Source organism: Caballeronia sp. (assembly GCF_049581465.1).
Classification (GTDB): domain Bacteria; phylum Pseudomonadota; class Gammaproteobacteria; order Burkholderiales; family Burkholderiaceae; genus Caballeronia.
This window is the reverse complement of the sequence record NZ_JBAUSA010000560.1, coordinates 1-13310: the sequence shown is the minus strand read 5'-3', so window position 1 is coordinate 13310 and position 13310 is coordinate 1. Positions and strand designations below refer to the sequence as shown.

Sequence of the window (13310 nt, the reverse complement as noted above, 5' to 3'; positions counted from 1 at the left end):
TATTTGCTGCTCGCGCGCCTGATCGGCTTGCCGCCGGAAGCCGCACTGGCGCTTTCGCTCGCCAAGCGCGCGCGCGAATTGCTGCTCGGCGTGCCGGGTATCGTCTATCTTCATTTTGCTGAAAAGGGCTGGCAGCGCCGTCGTCTCGCGCGCGTGCCGGATATCGATTAAAGCACTTACGACAGGATCAACATGCGCGCAATTATTCTTGCGGCCGGGATGGGCTTGCGCCTAGTTCAGCCGGAAGGGCAGCAACAGCCAAAGTGCCTGCTGCGTTTCGGCGAGGCGTCGTTGCTGGAGCGTCACCTTCAACTGCTGAAGTCGGCAGGTGTCGACGAAATCGTCTTCGTGCTCGGCTTCAAGCATGAACTGGTCGAGGCGGAACTCGCCGCGATCGACTGGAAACCGCGCACCGAAGTGGTGGTGAATCGCGAGTTTTCGCTTGGCAGCGTGCTGTCCGTGCATACGGCCGCAGACGCCATGACGAGAGGCGGCGACGTGCTGCTGATGGACGCGGACGTGTTGTACGACGAACGCGTTCTCGATCCGCTGGTCGCGGGCGCGGGGCCGGTCAACCGGTTGCTGATCGACCGCGATTTCGAAGCCGGCGATGAGCCCGTCAAGCTCTGTATTCAGAACGGCGTGCCGGTGGAATTGCGCAAGCAGGTGATGGCGGACTTGAAGTTCGACACGATGGGTGAGTCGGTGGGCTTTTTCCGCTTTGACGAAACCGCAGCGCGTCGCCTGGCTGAACTCGTCGAGGGTTATGTGGCGACCGGACGATCGAATTTGCCACACGAAGAAGCTGTGAGCGATTTGCTGCTGGAACGCAGTCAAACATTCGACGTTGCCGATGTTACCGGCGCGCCGTGGATCGAAATCGATTTTCAAAACGATGTCAAACGCGCGGCCGACGAGGTCTTGCCACAATTGCGTCAGCTTGCAGGAGCACTACGATGAATGCACCGGATAAATTGCCTGTTGGATTTTCACGCTCGCTGCGCCTGCGCGAAATGTTGCAAAGCAATCAGCTCGAATTCCTGATGGAAGCGCACAACGGTTTGTCGGCGCGCATCGTGAAGGAAGCGGGCTTCAAGGCGATCTGGGGATCGGGGTTGTCGATCTCGGCGCAATACGGCGTTCGCGACAACAACGAAGCGAGCTGGACGCAAGTCGTGGACATGCTCGAATTCATGGCCGATGCCAGCGATTTGCCGATTCTCCTTGACGGCGATACGGGCTACGGCAACTTCAACAACGTTCGCCGCCTGGTGCGCAAGCTCGAGCAACGTGGCATTGCGGGCGTGTGTATCGAGGACAAGCAGTTTCCGAAGACGAACAGTTTCCTGAACGGCGAGCGCCAGCCGCTGGCCGAAATGGACGAGTTCTGCGGCAAGATCAAGGCTGGCAAGGACTCGCAGAGCGATGCGAATTTCTCCATCGTGGCGCGCGTGGAAGCGCTGATCGCCGGATGGGGCATGGAAGAAGCGTTGAAGCGCGCGGAGGCTTATCGGCGTGCGGGTGCCGACGCGATCCTGATTCACAGCAAGCTTTCCAAGCCCGACGAAATCCTGACGTTCGCGCGTGAATGGGCCGGGCGCGGTCCGCTCGTGATCGTGCCGACCAAGTATTACAGCACACCCACCGATGTATTCCGTCAGGCCGGCATCAGTACCGTGATCTGGGCGAACCATCTGATTCGCGGCGCGACATCGGCGATGCAGGCTATCGCGAAGGAAATCCACGACAGTGAAACGCTGGTGAATGTGGAAGACCGCGTGGCGACGGTCAACGAGATTTTCCGCCTTCAGGACGCCGACGAATATTCGGCCGCCGAGAGCGTGTATCTATCGTCGGCCACCGCGTCGCGCAACGCCGTCGTGCTCGCGGCAAGCCGCGGCGCGGGCCTCGAAGCCGTGACCGCCGACAAGCCCAAGGTCATGCTGCCGATCGCCGGAAAGCCGCTGCTGCGCCATCTGGTCGAAGCGTTCAAGAAGGAAGGCATCAATGACATTACGGTGGTCGGCGGTTATCGCGCTGATGCCATCGATACCTCGGGCATTCGCCTGGTCGTGAACGAGAAGCATGAGCAAACCGGCGAGTTGGTTTCTCTTGCTTGCGCGGCTAAATCGTTCACCGCCGACACCGTGATTTCCTACGGCGATCTCTTGTTCCGCAGCTACATTCTTCGCGATCTGGTGGAAACGGACAGTGAGTTCTGCGTGGTCGTGGATTCGTCGCAGAGGCCGCAAGCAGGCGTTTCGGCTAGCGATTTTGCCTATTGCTCCACCGACGACGACCGCGCGCTCTTCGGCCAGAAAGTGTGGCTCGAAAGCGTGACGAGTTCGGTCGGGCCTGCGAACGTTACGACGCCGCAAGGCCGCTGGATGGGCGTGCTCAACGTACGCGGCGCGGGCCGGGAACGACTGGTCGCGACGCTTGCCCGGTTGCAGGAACGCGCCGATTTCGCCACGCTCGACATGGCCGCGCTGCTCAACGCGCTGGTGGCGGCGGGCGAGCGTATCGAAGTGCAATACGTGCACGGCCACTGGCGCGGCGTAAATGACCTCGACGAGTTGCGTCAAGCCGGCGATTTTGCGCACGGCCAGGCACCGTACGGTTCGAGCGGCGCGGCGTCCACGGAGGCCGGCGCGTGATCGAAGCTGCGCAATTCGTCGAAGCTGCGCGTCAGCGTGGTTTCGACTGGTACGCGGGCGTGCCGTGCTCGTACCTGACGCCGTTCATCAACTACGTGCTTCAGGACGAGTCGCTGAACTACGTATCGGCGGCGAATGAAGGCGATGCCGTCGCGTTGATCGCCGGCGTTGCGCTCGGCGCGCAGAACGGCCGGCGCGGTATTTCGATGATGCAGAACTCCGGGCTTGGCAACGCAGTCAGTCCGCTGACGTCGCTGACCTGGACGTTCAGGTTGCCGCAATTGCTGATTGTCACGTGGCGCGGCCAGCCAGGCGTCGCCGATGAACCTCAGCACGCGCTGATGGGACCGGTCACGCCCGCCATGCTCGACACCATGGAAATCGCGTGGGAGTTATTTCCGACCGCCGCCGATGAGATCGGGCCCGCGCTCGATCGGGCGACTGCCCACATGGACAGCACCGGGCGGCCGTATGCGCTGGTGATGCAGAAGGGCAGCGTCGCGCCCTACAAGCTGACGAAAAAGGGTTTGGGCGGCGTGCGTGAGCGGGCTCTGGACGCACGGGCCGAAGTCCAGCGGTTTGAATCTGAAGGCTCTGAAGGCAAGCGCGTGTCGCGACATGACGCGTTGCAGCGCGTCATCGAGTTGACGCCGAAAGCTTCTACGGTCGTTCTGGCATCGACGGGATTTTGTGGCCGCGAACTCTATGCCATCGACGACCGCGAGAACCAGTTGTATCTGGTCGGATCGATGGGATGCGTCACGCCCATGGCGCTTGGCCTCGCCTTGTCGCGACCGGACTTGCACGTTGTCGCGCTTGACGGCGACGGCGCTGCGTTGATGCGCATGAGTGTGTTCGCCACGCTCGGCGCCTACGGGCCGTCGAACCTGACGCACCTGTTGCTCGATAACGGCGCGCACGAGTCCACCGGCGGTCAGGCAACGGTGTCCCAAGGCGTGGAATTCGCGCGGATCGCGTCGGCGTGTGGTTACGCGCTTGCGCTGGACGGCGACGATATCTCGATCATCGACCGGTTGTTCAACGCACAGGATGTCGATGGCGTGCGTTTCGCGCGTCTTTCCATCGGCACCGGAACCCCTGCTGATTTGCCGCGGCCATCGATCACGCCCGAAGACGTGCGTCATCGGCTGCAAACACATATCGGACGCTAACTATCATGCTGTTGTTGAATCCCGGACCTGTCACGCTGTCTGAACGCGTGCGCAAGAGCTTGCTGCAAACCGACTTGTGTCATCGCGAGCCGGAATTCTTCGATCTGCAAGATGAAGCGCGCACGCGCTTGCTGGCGACCTATGCGCTCGATCCCGAGGTGTGGTCCGCCGTGCTGATGACCGGTTCGGGAACGGCAGCCGTCGAAAGCATGATCGCGGGGCTGGTGCCGGAAGGCGGCCGCTTGTTGATTATCGAAAACGGCGTGTATGGCGAGCGGATTGCGCAGATCGCGCGGCAGTATCGGATCGATCACGAAGTCGTGAAGTACGAGTGGATGCAAGCGCCTGATGTCGACGCGATCATCGGCAAGCTCGACGGCTTTTCGCATGTCGCGATCATCCATCACGAGACCACGACCGGCCGGTTGAATCAGATCGACCGGTTGAGTGCGGCGTGCAAGGAACGCGGCATAGGTTTGTTACTCGATGGCGTGAGCAGTTTCGGCGCCGAGCCGATCGACTTCGATGGCGGCGGCATCGCGGCCGTAGCGGCTACGGCGAACAAGTGCCTGCATGGGGTGCCAGGTGCGGCGTTCGTGATTGTCCGGCGAGATGCTTTGGCGCGGGCCGCGAGCCGTACCTATTACCTCGATATCTCGCGGCTTGCCAAGCTTCAGGACGCGCGCAATACGCCGTTCACGCCCTCCGTGCATGCGTATTACGCGCTGGTCGAGGCGCTGCGGGAATTCGAGGACGAAGGCGGCTTGATTGCGCGCCACGCGCATTACCTGGCGTTGGCCGACCAGGTTGGTTCAGGATTGGCCGCGCTTGGCATTGAAGGCGCGTTGCCGGATGGGGAGTCTTCGGTGGTGCTGCGGGCGTATCGACTACCGGCAGGTGTCAGCTATCCCGTCTTGCACGATGCGCTCAAGGCCCAGGGCTTCGTGATCTACGCAGGGCAGGGCGGTTTATCGAATGAGTTGTTCCGCATTTCCACGATGGGCGCGCTCAGATCCACCGATATCGATCGGCTGATCCAGGCGATTGCCCGTGTCTTGCGTTAGTTAATTCGGGTTGCAGAAAATCGCTGTGATGAAAGGCGCGACGTGATGGACGATTGCGTCGCTGCCGGTCGCCCTGACCCTTTCCCGTACAGCGTCCTCTTTGCCGATCACTACCGCGCCGTAGGCTGAATCGGATATGGGCTCGCCATCGCCCCGTTTAAAGATCGCATCGTCCTTTTGGTAGCCCACTAGTGCGTAGACGCTAAAGTCGAACGCCGTGAGGTGGGTTCCGCGTGTCGGCTTGAACGCGTTGATAGAGTTCGGCTCTACACGCATTGGCACGGTCTCGAGTTCGTGGCTTTCCTGTAGCGGCGCTATAAATGCGTGGGCGTTCGACTTGCAGTTTAGTTGGGCATCGAGGGTGGATGCTTCGGCCAGCATTGGGCTCAGCACCGATAAGAGTGCTAACGTTTCGGCCAGGTATTTGGCCCCTTTAATTTGCTTCATTGTGCGGTGCTTCGACTTTGCGGGTCACGAATACTTGTGTGCTCGCACTTTAGCCCGAAGTCAAGAAGTGTGCTGGAATCAGCAGTTTCTTTCAGGTTTTTGAGGCTTGTATTGGGGCTCGTACGGATCGCAAACTACTGATTGTATTGGATTTTTTTGTATATTGTAGTCAATGCTCTGGGGCGGGAATTCGTACCGCGGCCAACCCCTCGCTTCAAGAATATGAAGCGAGGGTAAGACCTTAAATGATGTTGTACTGTTTCAGCATGTCTTCAACAATCGTCCCTGACACGGCGGCCAGAATCTTGTTGTCGGCCGGAAGCTTCTTGCCATCCATCATTGTGGAAGCCGCTTGCAGCAATACGCGAATATCGAAGGACGAACCGACCACCTCGGGCACGCCACGGTCTATGTCAAGCAGCGTATAAACTGCCTCCATGGCGGTTCTCCCAGAGTACTCAATCGTAAATACCGTATCCCGCGGCGTATCGGCAAACTGCCCAATAAATGCAAAGTTCACGCTGCCGTCGGGCACCACTTTCGGTCGATCACCCTGGGTTCTCGGCATGAAAAACGACGTGACATACGGCATCACGCACGGAATGCAATTCGCCGAGTTCTTTGCCAATCCGTGGATCTCGGCCTCGGGCACGCCCATGTGGTAGAGCCACTCTTCGACAATCTCGGTACCCGTGCATTCTTTCATTGGCTTCTTGATGTAGTTGCCGGGGACATCACCGAACAAGCCATACAGCCATACCACTAACTGATCCTTGGGCTGTGCCTTGAAATGCGGCTGGCGATTCATCGTGTAGCTCATCAGCCAGTTTGAATCCTTGGCTGTAATGATGCCGCCCGTCACGACCTTTCCGCTGTACGGATCGCGCTTGCAGATGTCCTCGATGTACTTGGGAATCTTGCGATCCAGCAGGGTAACCGTTGCCGACTCCCAATTGCTTTCCTTTGTATGGGTGCAGAATTTATCCGGGTTTCCAAAGTCCGGGCTTTGTTTGGCGATATTTCGCCAAAGATCCCAGCTTCCCCCTATCGATTTCTTCAGCACAGGCGCATGGTCGTTGTCGCCCAGCACAGAATTTTCAGTGCAACTGCCATTCGTGACAAACACCAGATCATTCTCAGTCAGATGGATGGTCTTGGTATCGCCGTTACGCTGGCACTGGATGGTCTTGGCGATCTTCTTGCCGCCGGAAATATCGAAGGTAACGTTCGTGACGACCGTGTCGTACACGAAATTGACGCCGTGCGATTCCAGGTATTTTACGAGCGGAAGAATCAGGGATTCGTATTGGTTGTACTTCGTGAATTTCAGTGTGGAGAAATCCGGCAGGCCGGCAATGTGATGAATGAATCGATGAAGATAAAGCTTCATCTCGAGGGCGCTATGCCATTCTTCGAACGCGAACATTGTCCGCCAGTAAAGCCAGAAGTTCGACGAGAAGAATTCCTCACTCAGGAAATCAGAAATTTTCTTGTCGTACAACGCCTCGTCGCGGGACATGAACAGTTTTGAAACCTCTTGCAGCGCCTTCTCACTGAAGTTGAACCCTTCCAACTGCGCGTCTTCTCCTCGGTTCACCGTGACGCGCATCAAGGACGAATTGGCGTCCTTCTTGTTGAGCCAGTAAAACTCGTCCAGCACAGAGGCACCCTCTGTCTCGAGGGACGGAATGGAGCGAAACAAATCCCACAAACATTCGTAGTGGTTTTCCATTTCACGGCCACCGCGAATAATGAAACCCTTTTGTGGATCGCGGATGCCGTCGCACGCGCCGCCCGGAAGCTTCATTTCCTCAAGGATGTGGATGTTCGCGCCCTTCATCTGTCCATCGCGTACCAAAAAGCACGCCGCCGCCAGGGACGCGATCCCTGCACCCACTAAATAGGCCGACTTATTCTCCACGTTCTTTGGCTTCTCTGGTCGCGCAAATGCTTCGTAGTTTCCATTGCTGTAGTACATGCTGGTGCTTCCTGTTCGAGAGAAATAATAAGCCCTGCCGGAATCACGGCGTGAACAGTCGTAAGCCATACCTGCCAATACAGGAGGCCGATGAATCACCTGCCTGTCCACGAGCTGATTCAGAGAGTAGCCCTGCACAAGGTGCTCGATGGTGATGTCTATTTTGGGAGTCGGGGCGGCTCCCACTGATTCGATGTCGTGCCGATTGAACGGGGACGAAGGTCCAACTTGGCGCTGATGCGCGCCTTTCGCGGCGCGCTTTGAAAACGCTCTGTCATGATGGTTTCCTGTCGTTGATTTTTGATTTGATCAGCACAGCAAATTAATAAGTCTCTTGAAAAACGTTAACATGTATTCCGAAAAATAGATCTCAGTAAAGTCTTAAAAGCAGGGGGCTGGCCGAACGCCGCAAGGCGCTTGCGTGAAGGCTCGTAAGCAATCAACGGGTTCGAGAAAGAGGGTTGTTATCACGGCTGGAAAGGCGTTTCGTCTTTTGCAGGGCGAAACGATGTGGGATGAAGTAACGAGTATTGAAGATGCGCTGGGTGATTTGAAATTGAGAGACCCACGCCGGCTCACGATCTGACCGGGTGCTCATGGTTGCATGTGTGCGATCGTCTATTTGCCTAACAAGGGTTTACCCCGAGTTGTAACATTTTGTCGCAACTGTAATGATAGTCATTCTCATTTAACGGATAGCCAGCCACCACAGTCCCCGTCAGCCGGAGGATTGGCCAGCCAGCCATGCCTCCCTTGTCATGAACGCTTTGCATCGCGCGCGGCCTTGACATGGATCTACACTGACGGGACTTCATGTTTAATAAAAAGCCGCTTGTAACGGCCCTCACACTGGCATTTGCTATTCCCTTTGCCGCGCCGTCCATCGCGCAAACCTCTCCGCAGGCGTCATCGCAGGACACAGCGCAAGCCGCACAGCCGGCATCCCCAAGCGCGTCGTCCGACGGCTCGACGCTTCCCGCCGTTACCGTCACCGGGCAGTCCGACAAACAGGATTTCCAGGCGGATATCTCGAGCGTCGGTGCGAAAGTGCCGACCGCGTTGCGCGATATTCCCCAGACGGTCACGGTCATCAACAAGGCCCTGCTCGAATCGCAAGGCGTGACGTCATTCGAGAACGCGCTGCGTAATGCACCGGGTATCACGATCGGCGGGGCCGAAGGCGGCCAGATCGGGAATAACATCAACCTGCGCGGCTTCACGGCACAGAACGATATCTATCTCGACGGCTTTCGCGATCGGAACCAATACTATCGGGACACCTTCGATCTTGAAGCGATCGAGGTGCTGTACGGACCGTCCGCAATGCTGTTCGGTCGTGGCTCGACGGGTGGCGTCATCAACCAGGTCAGCAAGAAGGCGACGCTCACACCGTCGGCGGAAGTATCGACAAGCATCGGCACCAATGACCGGTACCGCACAACGGTCGATGTCAATCGCCCACTGTCAGATACTGCTGCAGTGCGCATCAACGCGTTCGGGCAAGACCTGGGTTCGACCCGCGACGTGATGAAAAGTAAGGACTACGGAATTGCACCCGAAGTGCGTTTCGGGATCGGCACGCCCACGGAAGTCACGCTTTCGGCGCTCATCCAGCACAACGACGACATGCCCGACTACGGCGTGCCGCCACTGAATGGCCATCCTGCGCCGGTGCCCAAGAACACCTTCTATGGCCTGACCACCGATCGCACGATCCAGGATGTGCAAACCGTGTCGGGGCGCATCGAACATCGGTTCTCGGACGACCTGACGCTGCGCAACGAAACCCAGTTCTCTCATTCGATGACCGACGCGCAGGAAACGGCTCCGCAAAAGGTATTGACCGGGCCACTGGCTACCAGCCCGGCGCTGTCGAACGGCAATTACACGACGCTACCGCTTTCGCAACTCTACGTGCAGTTGCAAAGTCACGACCGCGTAATCGAGAACCACTCGATCTACAACGACACGACGCTCGACTACAAATTCACCACAGGCCCGATCAAACACGACTTCATCGTTGGCGCCGAACTGGGACGCGATACCTATACGAATCAGGCGTCCACGCGCAACAACCTGCCGATCGTTTCTCTCATCGATCCGGCCTATCTGTCTTCACCGGCCGGGGTGACAACGACCATCGGCAATCATGCGCAATCGTCGGCCAACGAAATCGCGGGCTACTTCAACGATACGGCCTCGATCGGCGAACACTGGAAAGTTGTCGGCGGCCTGCGCTGGGACCGCTTCCAGGCCGAAATCGCCAATACGGTCAGCGCCCCGGCATTCGCGAGCCAGACGAACGATTTCACGAGCGTGCGGGCGGGCATCATCTATCAGCCGGCCGACTGGCAGTCGTACTACGTGTCGTACGGGACTTCGTTTGATCCGTCGCTCGAGGCACTGACCGTCACCAACTATACGCAGAACCTCACGCCGGAGACGACAGACTCCTATGAAGTGGGAGGCAAATGGGATCTGCTGGGGGGCAACCTGTCTGTCACTTCCGCGCTGTTCAGTGAAGAAATGCACAACGCGCGGACGGCGGTCTCGTCGACAGAATACGTGCTCGATGGCGATGTCCGCGTCAATGGCTTTCAGGCTGGGGCTGCGGGTCACCTGACCGACAAATGGCAGGTGTTTGGCGGCTATACCTACATGGATGCGCGCATCGTCAAGGCACTCGACGGCACGCAGGGCAACGTGCCCGCGAACACACCACGCAATACCCTGACGTTCTGGTCTACCTACGCGCTCACGCCGCACTGGGAAATCGGTGGCGGCCCGACCTACATGTCGGCCCGCTACGCGGCGACCAATAATCTCGTGGAAGTGGGCGGCTACACGCGCTGGGACGCAACGGCGGCGTATCACGAGAAAAAGTGGGACGTCCGGCTGAATGTCCTGAACTTGACGAACAAGTCGTACTACGACGCGCTGGTCCCGTCAGACGGAGGCCGCTCCGTGCCGGCTGTCGGCCGCACGTTCCTGGCGACGGCCGACTACCGGTTCTAATCAGCGTTACATGAAGTCACCCGGCGAGTCCTGCATGTCTGGATCGCTTGCTCGCCGGGCGGATCGGGCGTTCATGCAATGATCTCCAAGGCCCGTTGCGCCTTTGCGTCCCGGCTATGGACGCATTCCCCCGCCGAATAAGTCGCGAAGATCGCGCGGTCATCGCCCAGCAACGCGAACGCGAACAGCAATTCCTCCAGCGACTCCACTCGCGATGTCCTGCGTCTCATCAACGCTGTGCCCGCTGGGTCCAGCACGACAAAATCCGCCTCGGTTCCCGCCTTCAGCGTTCCCACCTTGTCCGCCATATCCAGCACCTGCGCACCGCCCGTCGTCGCCAGCCAGAACATCCGCGTCGCCGTAAGGTGATGGCCCGTCAGGCGCGCGATCTTGTGCGCCTCATTCATGGTGTGCAACATCGAAAACGATGTGCCGCCGCCTACATCCGTCGCCAATGCCACTGGCATGTTCGACGCACCCGCCTTCTCGAAATCGAACAAGCCACTGCCCAGGAACAAGTTCGACGTCGGACAGTGCGACGCCACCGCACCCGTCTCCGCCATCCGCCGACGGTCAGTCTCGTCAAGATGAATGCAATGCCCATACACGGCGCGCTTGCGCAACAAATCGTAGTGATCGTAGATATCCAGGTAGCTCCGATGCCCCGGAAACAAACTCTCCACCCACTTGATCTCGTCCGTGTTTTCCGCGACATGGCTCTGGATATAAACATCCTTGTGCTCTCGCGCAAGCACGCCGCACGCTTCCAGTTGTGCTTCAGTCGATGTCGGTGCAAAGCGCGGCGTCAACGCATATTCCTGTCGCCCGCGACCATGCCAGCGCGAGATGAGTTCGGCACTGTCGTCGTAGCCCGATTGCGCGGTGTCACGCAGATACTCAGGACAGTTGCGATCCATCAGCACCTTCCCCGCGACCATCCGCAAGTTGCGCGCGTCGCTTACGCGGAAGAACGCATCGGCCGATTGCTTGTGGACCGTGCAGTACACCAGCGCAGTGGTCGTACCGTTCGAAAGCAGTTCGTCCAGGAAGAAGCCTGCCGTTTCCCGCGCGTACGCAGGGTCTTCGAACTTGCGCTCGGTGGGAAACGTGTAGGTTTCGAGCCAGGGCAGCAAGCCGGGCGCCGGCGACGCGATCATGTCCGTCTGCGGGTAGTGAATGTGCGAGTCGATAAAGCCCGGCACGATCAGTTTGTCGAGCAGGTCATGCACGATTGCATCCGGCTCGATCAGCTCGCGCAGCGCCACGTAGGCACCCGACGCCACCACGCGCCCGTCTTCCACGAGCAACAGGCCGTCGGTTTCATACACGGCGGCGTCGGGGTCGTGCGCGGGGTCGTCGCGGAAGGTAAGAAGCTGCGCGCGGTAGGCATTCTGGGTCATGGTTATATCGTCTCCTCTGGAACTTTAAAGCTGAGTCAAATGCAGCAGCGACAACGCGGCGACAATCCACATTGCCGGATCGATTGCGCGTCGATGCCCGCAACGACTTCCGTTTTAGTGCGCGAACCGGACGCGCGAATGCAAAAGAAGAGCTCGACGCTCGTCGAGTCGTGATCGATTGTCGCCATCTTCAAGCCGCTTTGTGCCAGTAGGCGTCGAGGCTGGCGACCATGGCGTCGCGTTCGGCAGGTGTAACGAACGACGCTTCCAGGCTGTTCTTGAGCAGCGTGTAGGCTTGTGCGTCAGTGAGATGGAGCGCGTCGAGGATCGCGAAGTAATTGGCGTTCACGTAGCCGCCGAAGTACGCGGGGTCGTCGGAATTGATCATCACCGCCACGCCCTGATCCAGCAGGCTCTTGAGCGTGTGCTGGGTCATGTCGTCGAACACGCGCAGCTTCAGGTTGGACAGCGGGCACACCGTCAGCGCGATACGCGCATCGGCAAGACGCGCGACCAGCGCCGGGTCTTCCATGCTGCGCACGCCATGATCGACGCGATCGACCTTCAACACATCGAGCGCCTCATAGACATACGCTGGCGGCCCTTCCTCTCCGGCATGCGCCACGAGTTTCAGGCCTTTCTCCCGCGCCCTGGCAAAGACGCGCGCGAACTTGGACGGCGGATGGCCAAGCTCGGATGAATCAAGCCCGACGCCAATCAGCCTGTGCGCATATTGATCGAAGAGCGGCAACGCTTCGTCGAACGTTTTGAGCGCATCGTCCTCGGACAGATGGCGCAGGAAACACAAGATCAGCTTGCTCGTCATGCCGCGCCGCTCGCCTTCCGCCAGCGCGCTTTCGATACCCGCAACAGCCGTCGCGATCGATACCCCGCGCTCCGTGTGCGTTTGCGGATCGAAGAAAATTTCCGCATGCGTGACGTGATCGGCAAGTGCCCGTTCCACGTACGCCAGGGTCATGTCGTGAAAATCGCGTTCATGCAGCAGCACGCTCGCGCCCGCGTAGTAGATGTCGAGGAACGATTGCAGATCGGTGAACGCGTAAGCGGCGCGCAAAGCCTCGATCGAGTCGTACGCGAGGGCGACGCCATTGCGCTTCGCGAGTTCAAAGATCAGTTCGGGTTCGAGCGAGCCTTCAATATGAATGTGCAGTTCGGCCTTGGGCGCGTACGCGATCTTGTCGGCGAGTGTGGGGTTCATGCGTATTTCGTGCTTTAAAAAGGATCTGGATTCACGCGTGTTGCGGGTACTGCGTGGAAGGGTGGCCGTGAGCCGCATGCGCCTCGACTGCCTGCAACAATTGTGCGGCAGTCGAAATGGCGATCGCTTCCGGCGCTTTGTCGACTATACCCGGCACGCCGATCGGACAGACCATGCGCGCGAGCCGCGCTGGATCAAGGCCGCGTACCGTCAGGCGGCGCTCGAATTGCATGCGCTTGGTCAGCGAGCCGATCATGCCGAAGAACGCGAAGTCGTCGCGCCGAAGAATACGCTCGGCGAGCATCAGGTCGAGCGCGTGATTGTGCGTCATCACCAGGAAAGAGCTATGGGCAGGGGC

10 protein-coding genes and 1 pseudogene are annotated in these 13310 nt (G+C 58.9%); 6 read left to right on the top strand and 5 right to left on the bottom strand.

What is annotated here, in order from left to right:
- The 5 genes and pseudogenes from WCA53_RS13855 to WCA53_RS13835 form a co-directional block, all read left to right on the top strand.
- Nucleotides 1–171: pseudogene (locus tag WCA53_RS13855) on the top strand (TIGR00374 family protein); the annotation flags it as partial.
- Between the two features lie 21 nt (nt 172–192).
- On the top strand, nt 193–960 hold the full coding sequence (locus tag WCA53_RS13850; RefSeq protein ID WP_423911084.1) for an NTP transferase domain-containing protein: 768 nt from the start codon (nt 193–195) through the stop codon (nt 958–960).
- Nucleotides 957–2657, top strand: coding sequence for a phosphoenolpyruvate mutase (gene aepX, locus WCA53_RS13845; RefSeq protein WP_423911080.1), 1701 nt, complete (start codon nt 957–959; stop codon nt 2655–2657). Before WCA53_RS13850 ends, aepX begins: the two co-directional genes overlap by 4 nt.
- Nucleotides 2654–3829: a phosphonopyruvate decarboxylase gene (aepY, locus tag WCA53_RS13840; RefSeq protein ID WP_423911077.1), complete on the top strand. Its 1176-nt coding sequence runs from the start codon at nt 2654–2656 to the stop codon at nt 3827–3829. Before aepX ends, aepY begins: the two co-directional genes overlap by 4 nt.
- A gap of 5 nt (nt 3830–3834) precedes the next feature.
- Complete coding sequence (locus WCA53_RS13835; RefSeq protein ID WP_423911074.1) at nt 3835–4893, top strand: 2-aminoethylphosphonate aminotransferase; 1059 nt, start codon at nt 3835–3837, stop codon at nt 4891–4893.
- Here WCA53_RS13835 and WCA53_RS13830 read toward each other — a convergent pair whose 3' ends face one another.
- The gene (locus WCA53_RS13830; RefSeq protein WP_423911071.1) at nt 4894–5340 is read right to left on the bottom strand and encodes a hypothetical protein; all 447 of its coding nucleotides are present in this window, start codon (nt 5338–5340) and stop codon (nt 4894–4896) included.
- Nucleotides 5341–5581: 241 nt separating this feature from the next.
- Nucleotides 5582–7504, bottom strand: coding sequence for an oleate hydratase (locus WCA53_RS13825; RefSeq protein ID WP_423911066.1), 1923 nt, complete (start codon nt 7502–7504; stop codon nt 5582–5584).
- A 627-nt stretch (nt 7505–8131) separates the two neighbouring features.
- On the opposite strand from WCA53_RS13825, the gene WCA53_RS13820 reads away from it, so the two are divergent.
- Nucleotides 8132–10333, top strand: a complete 2202-nt coding sequence (locus tag WCA53_RS13820) for a TonB-dependent receptor (RefSeq protein ID WP_423911061.1) — start codon at nt 8132–8134, stop codon at nt 10331–10333.
- A 71-nt stretch (nt 10334–10404) separates the two neighbouring features.
- Here WCA53_RS13820 and guaD read toward each other — a convergent pair whose 3' ends face one another.
- From guaD to WCA53_RS13805, 3 genes are all read right to left on the bottom strand, one after another.
- The gene (guaD, locus tag WCA53_RS13815) at nt 10405–11733 is read right to left on the bottom strand and encodes a guanine deaminase (protein ID WP_423911058.1); all 1329 of its coding nucleotides are present in this window, start codon (nt 11731–11733) and stop codon (nt 10405–10407) included.
- A 190-nt stretch (nt 11734–11923) separates the two neighbouring features.
- Nucleotides 11924–12952 carry an adenosine deaminase gene (locus WCA53_RS13810; protein ID WP_423911055.1) on the bottom strand — a complete coding sequence of 343 codons (1029 nt, stop codon included), beginning with the start codon at nt 12950–12952 and terminating at the stop codon, nt 11924–11926.
- Between the two features lie 31 nt (nt 12953–12983).
- A partial coding sequence (locus tag WCA53_RS13805) for an XdhC family protein (protein WP_423911052.1) occupies nt 12984–13310 on the bottom strand: 327 nt, incomplete at its 5' end.

Bases quoted from the DNA above. Each gene is read 5' to 3' on its own strand.
- WCA53_RS13850 (WP_423911084.1), top strand. From the start codon at position 193: ATGCGCGCAATTATTCTTGCGGCCGGGATGGGCTTGCGCCTAGTTCAG.
- aepX (WP_423911080.1), top strand. From the start codon at position 957: ATGAATGCACCGGATAAATTGCCTGTTGGATTTTCACGCTCGCTGCGC.
- WCA53_RS13835 (WP_423911074.1), top strand. From the start codon at position 3,835: ATGCTGTTGTTGAATCCCGGACCTGTCACGCTGTCTGAACGCGTGCGC.
- WCA53_RS13830 (WP_423911071.1), bottom strand. From the start codon at position 5,340: ATGAAGCAAATTAAAGGGGCCAAATACCTGGCCGAAACGTTAGCACTC.
- WCA53_RS13820 (WP_423911061.1), top strand. From the start codon at position 8,132: ATGTTTAATAAAAAGCCGCTTGTAACGGCCCTCACACTGGCATTTGCT.
- guaD (WP_423911058.1), bottom strand. From the start codon at position 11,733: ATGACCCAGAATGCCTACCGCGCGCAGCTTCTTACCTTCCGCGACGAC.
- WCA53_RS13810 (WP_423911055.1), bottom strand. From the start codon at position 12,952: ATGAACCCCACACTCGCCGACAAGATCGCGTACGCGCCCAAGGCCGAA.